Genomic DNA, 14775 nt, shown 5'->3' on the forward strand with positions numbered 1-14775 from the left:
CTCAGCTCGGCCGCGGTGCCCGTGGTGTACGAGGTCGATTCTCTCTGGGCTTGGCTTCGTTCACCCGTAAAACCCGACCATTCAAATCGGTGTTATTCAAGGCTTCAATAGCGCTGCTGGCGTCACTGCTGCTGGCCATTTCGACAAAACCGAATCCTTTGGAGCGATTGGTTTCACGGTCGATGACTACCGTTGCCCGCTCTACCTCGCCAAAGCGGGAAAACAGCTCGTGCAGTTCATCCTGGGTTGTGGAGTAAGGCAAGTTGCCAACATAGATATTCATACGTCATTCCAGTCAACAGGGTTGTCCATGGTTTATTCCGCATCGTTTCACGGCACGGCCCACATCATCATTTGCAGGTGATATACCAGCCTGCTTCGTCTCTGTAGTCAGGCAGATTATTAAGCCGTTATAGCAAAGTCAAAGATGTTTTTATGACAATTGATCAACCCATGCGAAGAGGCAATCATGGGCATAATTGGCACCCGTCAACACCACCACACAACCCCGCTCGGGATGGATTTTGCTTGTCTATCCTCCGGCCCGACATCAACGCCCGCCCCCCTGTCAACCAGCCGTTTATAGCCCGGTTCCCCGGAATCAGCGCCAGCCCTGGGTGTTACTGCTGACCAGCTCCACCATCATCTGAATATGATCGTCACGATCGTTCAGGCAAGGGATGTAATGGAAATCGCTGCCACCCGACGCCAGATACAACTCACGGTTTTCAACATCCAGTTCTTCCAGGGTTTCCAGACAATCAACGGCAAAGGCTGGACTGATAATATCCACCCGCCCGGCCTTTTCTGCGCCCCACGCCTTGAGCGTATGGTCAGTGTAAGGCTTGACCCACTCTTCCCGACCAAAGCGCGACTGAAAAGAACAGATCCATTGCTCTGGCGACAGCTTTAATGCGTCTGCCAGCAAGTGAGCCGTTTCCCGACACTGTGCCGGATAAGGATCTCCCTTATCTTCATAACGCTGCGGAATACCGTGAAACGACATCATCAAGCGGTCGCCCCGCCCATGTTCCTGCCAATAATCCCGCACCGACTGGGCCAGCGCCTGGATATACAAAGGATGATTGTAGTAACTATTGATCCAGCGCATGCCAGGCAGATGCGGGCAGCGTTTTAACCCTTTGGCCAACCGATCAAAAACCGCCGCCGTTGTGGATGAGGAATATTGTGGATAAAGCGGCAGCACCAGCATATTGCTGACACCATCCTGACGCAGGCTTCTGCCAGCCTGTTCCATATCCGGCTGGCCATAGGTCATGGCGAGGGCAACCGGAATATCGCAGCCATAGTGCTGGCTCAGTGCTTCTTTTAATGCCTGCTGCTGTAACAGGGAAAAGTGCATCAGTGGTGAACCGTCTTCACGCCAGACCGAAGCATAGGCCCTGGCTACCCGGGCAGGACGAATACGCAAAATCACGCCATGTAAAATCAGCCACCACAATGGCCGCGCAACATCCACCACCCGGGGGTCCCACAGAAATTCCGCCAGATACTTGCGCACCGCCCCAGCGGTTGGGGCCTCTGGTGTCCCAAGATTGACCAACAGCACCCCGAACGGTGGTTGATTGGATGACATGAACGCTCCTTAGCAGCCGCTTGTATAAGTTTTGCGTAAGTTTACCCAGCTCCCTTTTAAAGGTCATTAAAAGTCTGACAATCGCTCACTTTCGATACAGAGCTGTTAGCCAAACATGAAGCGGTTTATAAACGAACAAAGAGTCTGAACCCCAAGTACTGATCTGGCGATATTCGAAACTGGGAAGCCGTCGGATCCGTCTCGCTCAATCCTGGAAAACTGCAGGAGATTGAGTTCAATAAACAGACTGCTTAAACGCAGCTATGTGGGCAACTGGGTTGAAAACTACCGCGCATTTTACAGCCATCAATGGCAAACAGCTCATGGCCTGAAAATCCCTGCTGATCACAGATCAACAACACCTGTTCAAACAGGTCTTCAATGGCTTTCGGCTGGCTGCTAACAAAATAAGCAAGGGTCGTGAAGTGCGGCACCGTATCGCAGGACAGGGCTTTAAAGAGGATATTGGTTTCACAGCACCACGGAATCTCACAGCTGGAAGTGATGCCTTTGGAATAAGCAAACAGGCTGATTTTTAGCAAAATGGCTGAATCGTAAGCTGGGCGGCCTTCTTGGCCATTTTTGTAGAGCTGGTGAAACGCGGAAAGATCCAGCTTTTCAGCCTCTTTATAAAAAACAGGGGTAATGCAGAGCGTGCTCAAATGCCCCCGCCTGTAACTGATCCTGATAATTAATCACCACCATCGACGTTTGGTTGTAATCATAGTGATTGAATCGAGCCATCACCGCCTCCTGCGTTTCAAACGCCCGATCAGACCATCGTTCGGGAGGTTTTTCTACAGCCTGAACGCCCGGCTCACCAGCGCCCAAACCGGAGAGCTTTTTGTGGTAAAGTGAGCGCAGCGAAAACCACAAAAAGAGCGTAGGTTTGGGCGTCTGCGTGGAGCCGTTTGTTATTCTTTTTTCTCAAACTCAATAACATTCTGTCTATCCTTAGCTTCAAGCTCTTTACGCTGCTCTTCCAAAAATGGTGCGCCTTTAACACGGTCATACAATTTCAGTAAACGGCTTTTAGCCCGAGAAATCACAACTTGGTAATCTAGAGGCTGAATAGTGCATCTGTCATTATTTTCTTTCCTAGCATCCCGTTCGAAGGGATCAATTTCACTACCCAATACAAAGCACGTTACTCGAGTATCCCTGCTAATTAACCCCTTCTTAAGAAGCTCGCTCACATACCGCCAACACTGACTCTTCTCATCTGTACTAATGGGTATTCCAGGTTTTTTAAGCTCTACAACAACAAGCCTGTCAATTCCAATCTCACCGCCATCGTCGTCATACTTATGATACGAGTAACTACCTACTGTACTCTCAGGTAATATTGCAAAATCAGGCCTATTCCGACTACCCTTTTTATCTAATTTAAAAAGGTTTTGAATAACTTTGGTCATTCCCTCATTAGACGTAAATTCGATCGTTTCAAATTCTGGACCAAATATCCATAATCCTTGATGAAATAACGGTTGCAAATCTTGGACTTCTTTTGTATTGACATCTAAAACTCTATCTCGCAGCTCATCTAGTAGCCTTAATCTTATTTGAAGCTCATCCAATACTTCCTTAGCAAGATCCAAACTCCAATCAGCTAAGATATTATGTAGATTATCAATCTGGCTAGGATCAAGCTCGTGCAACTTGCTAATAAGCGAGTATTTAGTGTCTGACTGCTCCATTTTTATTAACACGCCAGAGAGCTTAAATAGATCCTTCTCATTCAAATTTGTACATTCACGTTGTATTTCAGTTACAAACTCTTCCCAGCGCTCTACACGAAGAGGAGTTAATTTCTCTAACTCCCCTCCATGCGCTTTTTTAACGTTAGAGAATACTTGGTCTCTCTTTTGTTTTGTCTGGCCAAATATATGCGCTTTAACAAAATCAAACACTTCATTCCTTGCTAGCTCAAACTCCGGCGTCATATTAAAACCTGTCCAGTCTTTCTTAACCGAGTCTGTACTAGCCAAAAAATTAACGTCTATTATAAATGTGTGCCGCTTGGCCTCTGATGATCTTCCATCAATAATTTCATCAAACCCGTAGCTTTTCCAGTCCGCTTCTCCAACCAGTCGCCCATTTACATGCCATGCAATACCATGCTGTTTTGTGGTTTTATCTGCATCGCTCGTATCGATTATGACTATATTTATCACATCGCCGGACGATAGATTTAAACTATGTCGCGCTATATTCTCTTCTGGTATGTGCGAAAAGTTTACTGTCAATCCATTTACAATGCATGTAAATGACGGGTCAGTTAAAAACCTCATTCCGATCTCAGATCTAACCGTATCTTCGTCTATCCGTAATGATGACTTATCTCTTGCGAAAATCTTTGTTCCTTTTACCCGAACATAGGTAACCGGATCCTGCTTAACTAGAGAAAACGGCGATTCTCCACTTCCGGGCATTATTTGGTATTCAATATGCTCATTTTCTTTATTAGAAGCGACAAAATAGGAATCGCCAAAGCAGAACCCAGCAAATCGACCGACGCCATTTTTTCCAAACACTGTTCGATTTTTATCGTTTACGACAACTACATTTCCTTGAGCACCGATTCGGTCGTATGCAAGCGTTCTCCACCTAGAAGTAAATTCTTTTTCCGTTAAGCCACTACCGTTATCTTCTATGGAAAATAACTGTTCATTTTCTTTTGTTGGCCAAGTAATAACAACTTCACTTGCCCCCGCATCCCATGCATTTGCTACTAATTCAACAATCGCAACTTTTGGGTCATGTAATATGGATTTTCCTACTAGTTTTTCCAAGAAGTTTGGGCCGAACAGGCATGGTTGTTCCATTTACATTTTCTCCTTAATCGTGAATGCATAACGCCTGTAGCAGGCGCAAATATTGTGTTGTGGAGCTTGTGTAAAATGGGCGAAGCCCTTACACAAACGGAGCGACGCAATATTTGTCGCTTGACTACAATTGTTATGCATCCCGGCCCCAGACTTTATAGGCATTGTTCGTAACAACCTTTGCGTCACTAAGATCAAATGCAGCTCCCGCCTCAATTTTTGGGGTAACCCTATTCTTGTACTCGGCGCGCTGCGAATCGATTTCATGCCATTGCCAGTGTTCGAATTGACCAGTTAAGTTGCAATGCTGTCCTTCTAATAGGTACTGCCCGTCAATACCTACCTGAACGATGTCGGCGAGTCTAGATCTGGCTTCCCGCTCCTCAACAGCCGAGTTTCGGAAGCATATAAAGTCCCAGTCAGAATCTGGTCGAAACTTGCCATTCGCGCGTGACCCAATAAACCAGACTGACTCAGAGCATGACTCCGCTTTGAGTTGGTTAATTACAGCCTGCACTTTTAGAGGAAATTCCATATTCGACCTATGCATAACGAGCCTGTAGAAAAACCTGTTTTCAGCCAGATTTTCCCACCAACAGCTCGTTTTCTGTTGTTTTTTTCGATTGCCGGTTTTTTTCAGCAACCCTTGCTTGATTCTGTATTTCTGGCCTTTTCAGGCTTTGGTCGTCTGTCAGCTCGATTCCATACTGCTTTCAGTGCCTGCTCTAAGGCTGTATTGACTTTGTTTTACTGGCCGAGCTGTCCGTATTTTGCCAGTTTTTCTACATTGTGTACCAGACAATAAAGTTGCCATTGGCCCTGTACTTTGATTTTGCTTCTCAGGCTGAAGCGGTTCAGCCTTTTATTGGTGCCGATGTTGCCGAAGACCGGTTCGACAACGGACATCCGGTGGCTATCGATTTGTTTACCGTGGGGGCTGTCGACGCGATGTTTCATCCAGTCGGTGTAGCTCGGTGGCCGTTTGTCATTTAACGGGAAGCTGACTTGGCGGCCTGACCTTTGCGGTGATTGGCTGCGGATGGGTTCTTCATGCCGCTGTCTTTTTCCCGATGTTCACTGAGGTGATGACGAATCAGGCGTTTGAGTTTCTGGCGTTTCTGTTCCAGCTCTTTAAAGGTGCCGGACCATTCCTTCGCCGCATTGGAGCGCATTTTACAGCCATCAATGGCAAAGAGCTCATGGCCTAAAAGCCCCTGCTGATCACAGATCAACAGCACCTGTTCAAACAAGTCTTCAATGGCTTGGGGCTGGCTGCTAACAAAATGAGCAAGGGTGTTGAAGTGCGGCACCGTATCGCAGGACAGGGCTTTAAAGAGGATATTGGTTTCGCAGCACCACTGAATCTCACAGCTGGAAGTGATGCCTTTGGAATAAGCAAACAGGATGATTTTTAGCAAAATGGTTGGATCATAAGCCGGACGGCCTTCTTGGTCATTTTTGTAGGGCTGATGAAAAACGGACAGATCCAGCTTTTCAGCCTCATAAAAAACAGGGATAGTGCAGAGTGTGCTCAAAAGTACCGGGCTGTAACTGATCCAGGTAATTAATGACCATCGACGTTTGGTTGTAATCATAGTGCTTGAATCGAGCCATCACCGCCTCCTGCGTTTCAAAATCCGATCAGACCATCGTTCGGGAGGTTTTTCTACAGCCTGAACGCCGTGCTCACGCACCGGTTTGCAGCCGATTGTTAAAGCCTGCCCAGCCAATACTGAGGACGCCGCCGGACATGTGAAACAGCCAGAACCTGAAAGCCGTCAGGCCTTTCTCGGTAAACGATAGAAAGGGGAAATCTGTGAAGAGGCGCTCGACGAATATCTGGCTGCGATTCAATTTGCCAAGCTTTTGGTGACTCGCCAACTAAAGCGGCCAGGGCCTCAAATTCCTCTATGACGGCACCACCCAATCCCGGAACTTTTGATTCGTAATAACCAACTGTCTCCAAGAACTCGGCTTCCGCTGCCGGGTGAAAAGAATAGTTCATTTGATCAGTGTTCTAGCCTTCCTCATAACATCCTCACCAGACACAGCCTGCACTGTACCAGTGTCCAGCTCTTCGCCTCTGCGTCGAGCCTCAAGCAACCAATCGGATTTGAGTTCGTCTTCTGACGGAGACTCCAGGCTTAACACCAGTCGCTGGATCAACTGGGCTCGCTCTTCTTGAGGGAGGTGTAGCGCCTCGTCTTCAATTTTCTGGAGATTCATAAAATAACCTCTCGTTCACGTATTGCTTGATTTTGACACGGATAGGTAACAGGTGCCACGACTCCGTTTTTACGCTTTAACGAGGCTGTAGAAAAACCTGTTTCTAACCCGTTTTTCCCGCCAACAGCTCGCTCTCTGTTGTTTATTTTCGATTGCCGGTTTTTGTCAGTCATCGTTTGTTTGTTCTATGTTTCCGGCCTTTGCGGTGATTGGCTGCGGATGGGTTCTTCATGCAGCGGTGCTTTTTGTTGCAGTTCCGGCCTTGCAGCAGCCTGCCTTCAAAATAGGCGATGGGCTGGCCTTGGCCGTTGTCTCGTGTACTGCGATGACTGATCTTGTTCCCTGCCGGGCAGATGCAGGTCATATGGATCGGGTCGAAGTTCACCTGTTTCAGGACGGTGAGTAGCATTCCGTAAATCTGTTCACTTGTGTGATTGACCCGACATATTCGCCGACTACAATGGCTGCCAATCTTACCAGGCGCTCGCTGTTCACAAAGGGTATGCGTACAGCAGAGATCGCCTTTTTACAGGAAGCATGCATCATGACCTACTGCGTCGCACTGAAAGTCGAGAACGGACTGGTTTTAACATCCGACTCCCGCACCAATGCCGGTGTTGACCATATCGCCAGCTTCCGCAAATTACATGTTCTCGAAGTACCGGGAGAGCGCGTTATCTTCCTGCAAAGTGCCGGTAATCTGGCCACCACGCAAAGTGTGATTACGCTACTGCAAACTACCATCCGTAACGCTGAGCGCCATGTACTGAATGTCCCGACCATGTTTGACGTTGCCGAACTGGTGGGCAAAACCATCCGCGAAGTGATCAAGCGCGACCAAGGGCAATCACAAGGTGTGGATTTCAGTTGCAGCATGTTGATCAGTGGGCAAATCAAGGGCGAACCCCACCGCCTGTTCCATGTGTACTCACAAGGCAACTTTATTGAAGCCGGGGAAGACACGCCATACTTTCAGGTTGGCGAAAGCAAATACGGCAAGCCGATACTGGACCGTATTATCGACTTCAACACCCCGCTGGATCGCGCCATGTTGTGCAGCCTGATTTCGATGGATTCGACCCTGCGCAGTAATCTGTCGGTCGGTATGCCGCTCGATCTGGTCTGTTATCACGCGGGCAGTGTCAAAAACCCGGGTCTGATCCGGCTGCAGGAAAACGATGAGATGTTCCATCAGGTGCGCCTGGCCTGGTCGGAAGGCATCAAGGAACTGTTTGACAGCTTGCCGCTGCTGACCCGTGACGTCTGTCAGCCGATAGCAGACGAGGCATAAAAAAACCCTCACTGGCACAGCCAGTGAGGGTTTTCAAATAACCGGAGTCGGCCGATAAGCCGGGTTCTGTCTTGGACAATCATTCATCTAGGCCAGCAATTGCTCACTGGCTCAAGCGACCTACCCGTTCCCAGCGCGGGCCGCGCCTGTAGGGAACCTATTTGGTCTTGCTTCGGGTGGAGTTTACCGTGCCACGAACTGTTACCAGACGCGCGGTGCGCTCTTACCGCACCCTTTCACCCTTACCTGATCCTGCTTTTTACAAGAAAAAGAGGCCATCGGCGGTTTGCTCTCTGCTGCACTGGTCGTAGGCTCACGCCTCCCAGGCGTTACCTGGCACCCTGCCCTTTGAAGCCCGGACTTTCCTCCCCCTGCATGCCGAAACATACAAGCGACGACTGTCTGGCCGACTCCGGCGCGGAGACTATCATAAAAATGTCATACAGCACACCGGCAGAACCGCAGCGCACCGGTGCTGGTGCTGGCTGTCAGCCAGATCAGGCGTCTTTTCAGGCGTCTTTCCAACCCAATGCTTTTTGATACAGCTCTTTTTTATTCTCGCCGGTCAGTTCAGCAATGATCGCCGCTGCCTTTTTGGGTGGCAGCTCGGCCAGCAATAGTTTGAACAGCCGTTCTGTATCGATTTCAGACGCTGGTGATGGTGATTGATTACCGCTGACCATCACCACAAATTCGCCTTTTTGATGATCCTCATGGCTCGATAGCTGGGCATGGATATCCATCAATGTACCGCGATAAAAACTCTCGAAGGTTTTGGTTAATTCCCGCGCAACCACAGCCTCACGCTGATCACCGAGCACTTCGGCCATATCCGCAAGGGTATATAAAATCCGGTGTTTGGCTTCGTAGAAAACCAGAGTACAGGTATCTTGCGACACGGCTCGCAAGCGCTCTTTGCGGCCACTGCTTTTGTGGGGCAAAAAACCTTCAAAGGTAAAGCGGTCGGTGGGTAAACCGGCAGCCGACAGAGCGGTAATAATGGCGCTGGCCCCTGGAATCGGCACCACCTTGTGGCCAGCCTGGCGTAATGCCTGCACCAGAGGATAACCAGGATCAGAAATCAGCGGCGTGCCAGCGTCGGATACCAGAGCCATATCATGGCCCTGGTCCAGGTGATCTTTCACCTGCTGGATACGCTCACGTTCGTTGTGATCGTGTACCGATAACATCGGCTTGCGCAGGCCGAGGTGCTGGAGCAATCTCTGGGTATGTCTGGTATCCTCGCAGGCAATGATATTCACGGCACTCAGCACTTGGCGGGCCCGCTCAGTCAGGTCAGCCAGGTTGCCAATAGGCGTTGCCACGACGTACAGCGTGGCGCTAACAGAATCGGGAAGAGAGCTCATGCGGGGAAATACACCTGGGGGATGGAAATTCTTGGCGACCGCAACAGCGGCTATGCTGTTGGGTCTTGCTGGATGCACTACGACACCTCAAGACACGACTCCGGTAAAGGCCATTCAGCCTGTACAGGTGAGTAATGCCGAGCTGCTGCAACGCGCTGGTACTGCGATTGAAAGGGGCGAGTTTGGCAACGCCAGACAGTATTTGCAACAACTGCAGCAACGGAACCTGACGAACAGCGAGCGTATCGAGCAGTGGTTAGTCGCCACGGTGCTGGCGTTAAAGTCCGGCCAGCCCGACGATGCCGAACAGTCTCTGCAGCAGTTACAGTCCCTTCGAGACCAGGCTACTCCGTCCCAGGATTCCCGTATCAGTTTGTTACGCGCCACACTTTACGGCCAACGTGGTGAGCACTATGCCGCGGTACAAGAGCGAGTGTTTATTGCGCCTCTGCTGCAAGGTTCGTTGGCCAACAGTAACCATGAGGCCATCTGGGGTCAGTTAATGGCCATGTCGGAAGAAGAACTGGCCGACAAGCGCGCAGAAAATACCGGCTCGGTTCTGGGGCAATGGATTGAGCTGGCTCTGCTAAGCCGTCATTCCAGCCTCAGTGTCGACGAGCAACTTGCCTCGCTGGCGCTGTGGCGTCGTCAAAACCCCACCCACCCTGCTGCTCTGCAGTTACCCGGCAGCCTGGCCTACCTGACCCAATTGGCCAACCAACGGCCAGAGCGAGTGGCTCTGATGTTACCGTTATCCGGCCCGCTGGCCGCTTCCGGAGAAGCCATTCGGGATGGTTTTCTGGCAGCCTATTATCAGGCCATTGCAACGGAACAGCCGACCCCGGAAGTCACTCTGATCGACAGTCAGGGCGTGGATTCCATCAGCCAGGGATACGCGGAAGCATTAATGAGCGGTGCCCAGTGGGTTGTTGGGCCGGTCAGCAAGCAGGAAGTCGTCGCGCTGGAGCAACGCCAGGATTTGGCCATTCCGACACTGGCACTGAACTACGGTGATCCCGCCGCAGACAACGAAGCCACCACGTCAGCCAACCTGTACCAATTTGGCCTTGCCCCTGAAGATGATGCCATACAGGCTGCAAACCAGGCCTGGGCCGATGGCCACCGCCGGGCGCTGGTGATGATTCCCGAAGGTTCTTGGGGTGAGCGCATCTTTACGGCTTTCCGCGATCACTGGGAAGCCTTGGGCGGCGTACTGGGAGAAACCCGTTTCTATACGCAGCAGAACGATTACAACCCGGATATCAAAGCCCTGTTGAACGTGGACGACAGCGTCAACCGTAACCGGAAAATGCGACAGCTGTTACGCCAGACCACTGAGTTTGAACCTCGCCGTCGCCAGGATATCGACTGGGTATTCCTGGTAGCTCAACCGCAACAGGCGCGCCAGATCAAACCAACGCTGGCCTTTAACTTTGCCGTTGATTTACCCGTGTATGCCACATCCCACGTATACAGTGGCCATAACGATACCGATCACGACCGTGATCTCGATGGTATCCGTTTTTGCGACTTACCCTGGGTGCTGGAAGGTGGCCCGCTGTATGATCAGGTCGAGCAAAACAGCGACAATGGCCAGGGCCCTTACCTGCGCTTGTACGCGCTGGGCGTCGATGCCTATCGCCTGTTACCGCGTCTGCCACAGCTGCAGGCTTTCCCGAACAGCCGTCTGGAAGGTGAAACCGGTGTCATACAGCTGGATGCCGAACGCCGCGTTCATCGCCAGAGCGTTTGTGCCATATTCCGTGATGGCCGTCCGGTACTGCTGAGTCAGGAATAACCGGGTGGTTCGATGACCTCGCAACGGCTATCCCGTCGTGCCCAGGGCCAACAGATAGAAGACGCTGCAGAGCAGTTCTTGTTGGCTCAGGGACTCACACTTGAAGCCCGTAACTATTACACCCGTCGGGGTGAAATAGATCTGGTCTGCCGCCATAACACGGTGCTGGTGTTTATCGAAGTCCGTTATCGCAAGCGTAACGCCCATGGTTCTGGTGCAGAATCCGTCACCCCCGCGAAACAACAAAAGCTGCGTCTGGCGGCCGAGCACTATCTGCAACACCGCTATCCTCACGCCTTGCCAGACTGCCGTTTTGATGTGTTATCCGGCAGTGGTAAACCGGTTATCTTTGACTGGATACAAAATGCCTTCTGACTCTTACTGTATTTGATAAGCAATTCCTTCTGGCATGTTGGTCTTGCCCGGTCGATGCATTACCATTGGCTGCTTCTGTTGACGGAGAACCGCCGTGCAAGATCGCATCATCAGCCATTTTGGCAACAGTATTGAAACCAAGGCGCTCGCTGCCGAACAGCTGCCGCCATTTATTGAACGGGGCGGCCAAACCATGGTGAACGCCATCCTCAGTGGCAACAAGATTCTCAGTTGTGGCAACGGTGGCTCGGCTGGCGATGCCCAGCATTTTTCCTCGGAAATGCTCAATCGTTTTGAACGCGAGCGTCCAGGACTGCCTGCTTTTGCCCTGACCACCGACTCATCCACCATGACGTCGATTGCCAACGATTACAGCTACAATGAAGTGTTTTCCAAACAGATTCGGGCACTGGGTAACAAGGGGGATATTCTGCTGGCGATCTCCACCAGTGGTAACTCTGCCAACGTGGTGCAAGCGATTCAGGCTGCCCATGAGCGGGAAATGACCGTGATTGCCCTGTCGGGTAAGGATGGTGGTGACATGGCATCGCTGCTGACCACCGACGATGTGGAAATCCGCGTGCCTTCGACGGTAACTGCACGTATTCAAGAGGTTCACCTGCTGGTGATCCATTGTCTTTGCGACTATATCGACTGTTCGCTGTTCGGCGAGGAATAAGAGGAATAAGAGGAATAAGAGGAATAAGACAGGGCAAGGCGAGCAACTGGCTCGCCTTGCCTGTTACCTTGCTGCCTTAATGATCTTTCAATGATCTTTCAGGCGATGAATGCCTAACGCCTTCAAGGTGTACTTTTCAAATATCGGTTCACTGGAACCGGTTTTCATCTTGCGCATAAAGTACTTCTCAAAACCCACCTTGGCCAGATGCACCCATTTGCCTTGTTTGAACCAGGTGACATTACGCGGTGGAATCTGTGGAATCGCCACAAACGCTGCCCCGGTATCTCCCATATCAGCCAAACAGATCGCACTCCAGGTGCCTTTGGAATCCGCCACACCCCCTTCCAGATCGGCCTGCAGATTATGCGCAATGGCAGTCATCATGGATTCAATCATATAGCCGGTTTTGGGTGTTCCGGTTGGCACTGGCGTCTCTTCTACCGGCGGAATCGCCACACACACACCAGCGGCATAGATATTTTTCCAGGTCGGGTTACGCTGGAATTCATCAATAATCACAAAACCTTTCGGGTTTACCAGCCCTTCCACCGCCGCTACCGGTTCGACCCCGGCAAAGGCTGGCAACATCATGGAATGTCTAAATGGCACTTCGTGCTGCTGTTTTAATGAACCGTCGTCGTTCATCTCGTCCACATACATCATGCCTGCTTCTACCCGCGTCACGTTGGCATTGGTAATCCATTTGATATGACGGTTACGCAGCTCGCTTTCGATCATCGATTTTGAATCGCCTACGCCACCCAGGCCCAAATGGCCAATATAGGGTTCGCTGGTGATATAGGTCATGGGAACCTGGTCCCGGACTTTTTTCTTGCGCAGTTCCGTTTCCAGAATAAAGGCGTATTCATATCCAGGGCCAAAACACGAAGCCCCCGGAAATGCGCCAACAATCACTGGCCCTGGCTCATCAATCAGGTTATCCACATCGTCACGGCAAGCTTCAGCATGATCCAGCGTACACACCGATTGGGTAAAACCACCGTGCGGGCCTGCTCCTTCCACCGCGGCAAAATTCAGTTTTGGGCCGGTACAAATAACCAGATAATCGTACTGTTGCAGAGAGCCATCTTGTAGCGTCAGGCAGTTCTCGTCCGGATCGATTGCCGTTACCGCAGAGGCAATAAATTCGATACCTTTCTTTTCCAGGTAGGGACGAATCGGGAAGCTGATTTCCGGTCGCTCACGCCAGCGTACTGCAATCCAGGGGTTAGACGGCACAAACTGGAAGTCTTCCCGTTCATTAATTACCGTGACCTGATGGTCTTTGCCCAATAGCTCCCGGATTTCATATGCCCCGGCCATGCCGCCTGTGCCTGCACCCAATACAATGACTCTTGCCATGCTCAGCCTCTCTTTTTTTTGTGTGTCGATACCATTAGGGGACACCTATTTAATCCGGTGCTCACTCTGGGCCACCGCCGACTTGCAGGCCTGACGGGTCAAGTCAAAAGTCGGCGACACCGAGTCGAGATCATCCGGCAGCCCCCGAAGGGCACGGGTTGCCGTCGTCCAGTGCGGTGTTGACGAATTTGAAAAGGACTCGTCATTTCGCTGCATTCGTCGCCTTGCCCTGAACAACGGCAACACTCGCGCAGAGCCGTGCAGGATTAAATAGATGTCCCCATTACATTAGCAACAGAGAGGCCAATATTCCTCAACAGGAATATTTAAAAATTATGACAAGCAATCACTAATAAAATCAAAGTGTTGGGCAAGCCAGCCCAAGCAACAACTGGCGCACGATAAACATAACAACGGAGTGTGGCCGGGAAATTTTGTTGAAACAGGCCATTTGGCTGCCATTATTTTCAGTAGACTGCCAAAAATGACAGGCAACAAAAATCACCCAAACAACCCCTGCCAGCGGCTGGCAAGGGTTGTCTGTTTCCCAATCAATTCTGGATCAGAGAGTGACCGGCTAAGGTGCGTTACGCTCAGACGGGTCGGTTTTGAAATCTTGCAGCAAGGTGTGTGGATTCACCTCACTCCGGTGAGTAGCGGTAGCTTGCGCCCACCAGACCAGTTGACTGAAAGCCCGATCAAAATAACCAAACCAGGCCCCCTGCTCTTCCCCGGCTTGCATCGAACCATCAGCAGCAAACACAGTCTGGGCCTTGGGTACATGAATCATGGCAGACACAGACAAGCAGCCCAATTCCGCCAAAAACGTACGCATTCCTACCGCAGCTCGCATACCACCCCACTGACCTGCCGAATAAGTCACGATAGCGCTGGGCTTGTAGGAAAATAGTGAACTGCCAAAATGATTCAGCAAATTGGCCAGTGCAGGACTCATCGAATGGTTATATTCCGGGCTGACCATAATAAAACCATCGGCGGAGGCAATTTTCTCTGCCAACCGATTCAGCGCGGCAGGTGCCCGGCCTTCAGCATACGCAAAATGCGGTTTGAAAACCGTTTCGAGCGGATAATCCAAAGCATCAATCAATTCAATGTCGTGCTCTTTATAACGCTGTTCAAGACATGTCAGGCAGGCTTTTGCCACCCGCTCACCCAATCGAGCTGGTCGTGGCGGGGTACTGTCGCGCACAGTGCCCAGAAAAATCAGTAATTTCATACACAGCATCCATCA

At 50.7% G+C, this 14775-nt stretch carries 16 protein-coding genes and 1 other RNA gene; 4 read left to right on the forward strand and 13 right to left on the reverse strand.

The features are described 5' to 3' along the window. Nucleotide 1: 1 nt before the first annotated feature. The 9 genes from Q8W24_RS00965 to Q8W24_RS01000 all read right to left on the reverse strand — a co-directional run bounded on the left by Q8W24_RS00965 (nucleotide 2) and on the right by Q8W24_RS01000 (nucleotide 6648). Nucleotides 2-283: an RNA-binding protein gene (locus tag Q8W24_RS00965; protein ID WP_303432978.1), complete on the reverse strand. Its 282-nt coding sequence runs from the start codon at nucleotides 281-283 to the stop codon at nucleotides 2-4. Nucleotides 284-601: 318 nt separating this feature from the next. Further along, nucleotides 602-1597: a ferrochelatase gene (gene hemH, locus Q8W24_RS00970; RefSeq protein WP_305474090.1), complete on the reverse strand. Its 996-nt coding sequence runs from the start codon at nucleotides 1595-1597 to the stop codon at nucleotides 602-604. Between the two features lie 251 nt (nucleotides 1598-1848). Then, nucleotides 1849-2259, reverse strand: coding sequence for a transposase (locus tag Q8W24_RS00975; RefSeq protein WP_305474092.1), 411 nt, complete (start codon nucleotides 2257-2259; stop codon nucleotides 1849-1851). A gap of 252 nt (nucleotides 2260-2511) precedes the next feature. Then, complete coding sequence (locus tag Q8W24_RS00980; protein ID WP_305474094.1) at nucleotides 2512-4422, reverse strand: ATP-binding protein; 1911 nt, start codon at nucleotides 4420-4422, stop codon at nucleotides 2512-2514. A 133-nt stretch (nucleotides 4423-4555) separates the two neighbouring features. Next, complete coding sequence (locus Q8W24_RS16850; RefSeq protein WP_370693294.1) at nucleotides 4556-4972, reverse strand: nucleotidyltransferase domain-containing protein; 417 nt, start codon at nucleotides 4970-4972, stop codon at nucleotides 4556-4558. Between the two features lie 197 nt (nucleotides 4973-5169). After that, a complete protein-coding gene (locus tag Q8W24_RS00985; RefSeq protein ID WP_305474096.1) occupies nucleotides 5170-5379 on the reverse strand; it encodes a transposase in 210 nt (69 codons plus the stop codon). A 32-nt stretch (nucleotides 5380-5411) separates the two neighbouring features. After that, the gene (locus Q8W24_RS00990; protein WP_305474098.1) at nucleotides 5412-6017 is read right to left on the reverse strand and encodes a transposase; all 606 of its coding nucleotides are present in this window, start codon (nucleotides 6015-6017) and stop codon (nucleotides 5412-5414) included. A gap of 116 nt (nucleotides 6018-6133) precedes the next feature. Further along, nucleotides 6134-6427 carry a hypothetical protein gene (locus Q8W24_RS00995; RefSeq protein ID WP_305474100.1) on the reverse strand — a complete coding sequence of 98 codons (294 nt, stop codon included), beginning with the start codon at nucleotides 6425-6427 and terminating at the stop codon, nucleotides 6134-6136. Next, nucleotides 6424-6648 carry an addiction module protein gene (locus Q8W24_RS01000; protein WP_303432989.1) on the reverse strand — a complete coding sequence of 75 codons (225 nt, stop codon included), beginning with the start codon at nucleotides 6646-6648 and terminating at the stop codon, nucleotides 6424-6426. The genes Q8W24_RS00995 and Q8W24_RS01000 overlap by 4 nt, the downstream gene beginning before the upstream one ends. Nucleotides 6649-7192: 544 nt before the next feature. Here Q8W24_RS01000 and Q8W24_RS01005 point away from each other — a divergent pair. Beyond that, nucleotides 7193-7939, forward strand: a complete 747-nt coding sequence (locus Q8W24_RS01005) for a proteasome-type protease (RefSeq protein ID WP_303432992.1) — start codon at nucleotides 7193-7195, stop codon at nucleotides 7937-7939. A gap of 39 nt (nucleotides 7940-7978) precedes the next feature. Here the strand turns inward: Q8W24_RS01005 and rnpB are convergent. Next, nucleotides 7979-8353, reverse strand: an RNA gene (gene rnpB / locus Q8W24_RS01010) — RNase P RNA component class A. Between the two features lie 95 nt (nucleotides 8354-8448). Beyond that, nucleotides 8449-9306: a 16S rRNA (cytidine(1402)-2'-O)-methyltransferase gene (rsmI, locus tag Q8W24_RS01015; protein WP_303432994.1), complete on the reverse strand. Its 858-nt coding sequence runs from the start codon at nucleotides 9304-9306 to the stop codon at nucleotides 8449-8451. Nucleotides 9307-9337: 31 nt separating this feature from the next. Between rsmI and Q8W24_RS01020 the strand changes: the two genes are divergently transcribed. The 3 genes from Q8W24_RS01020 to Q8W24_RS01030 all read left to right on the forward strand — a co-directional run bounded on the left by Q8W24_RS01020 (nucleotide 9338) and on the right by Q8W24_RS01030 (nucleotide 12158). After that, nucleotides 9338-11104: a penicillin-binding protein activator gene (locus tag Q8W24_RS01020; RefSeq protein WP_305415006.1), complete on the forward strand. Its 1767-nt coding sequence runs from the start codon at nucleotides 9338-9340 to the stop codon at nucleotides 11102-11104. A 12-nt stretch (nucleotides 11105-11116) separates the two neighbouring features. Next, entirely contained in the window at nucleotides 11117-11479 is a 363-nt protein-coding gene (locus tag Q8W24_RS01025) for a YraN family protein (protein ID WP_303432998.1), read from the forward strand. Nucleotides 11480-11573: 94 nt separating this feature from the next. Continuing rightward, a complete protein-coding gene (locus Q8W24_RS01030) occupies nucleotides 11574-12158 on the forward strand; it encodes a phosphoheptose isomerase (RefSeq protein WP_303432999.1) in 585 nt (194 codons plus the stop codon). A gap of 87 nt (nucleotides 12159-12245) precedes the next feature. Here Q8W24_RS01030 and Q8W24_RS01035 read toward each other — a convergent pair whose 3' ends face one another. Together Q8W24_RS01035 and Q8W24_RS01040 are read right to left on the reverse strand one after the other, a co-directional pair. Then, nucleotides 12246-13523, reverse strand: coding sequence for an NAD(P)/FAD-dependent oxidoreductase (locus Q8W24_RS01035; protein WP_305474103.1), 1278 nt, complete (start codon nucleotides 13521-13523; stop codon nucleotides 12246-12248). 577 nt (nucleotides 13524-14100) lie between these two features. Then, nucleotides 14101-14760: an NADPH-dependent FMN reductase gene (locus tag Q8W24_RS01040; RefSeq protein WP_305474104.1), complete on the reverse strand. Its 660-nt coding sequence runs from the start codon at nucleotides 14758-14760 to the stop codon at nucleotides 14101-14103. Nucleotides 14761-14775: the final 15 nt, after the last annotated feature.

Source organism: Oceanobacter sp. 4_MG-2023 (assembly GCF_030689165.1).
Taxonomy (GTDB): domain Bacteria; phylum Pseudomonadota; class Gammaproteobacteria; order Pseudomonadales; family Oceanobacteraceae; genus Oceanobacter.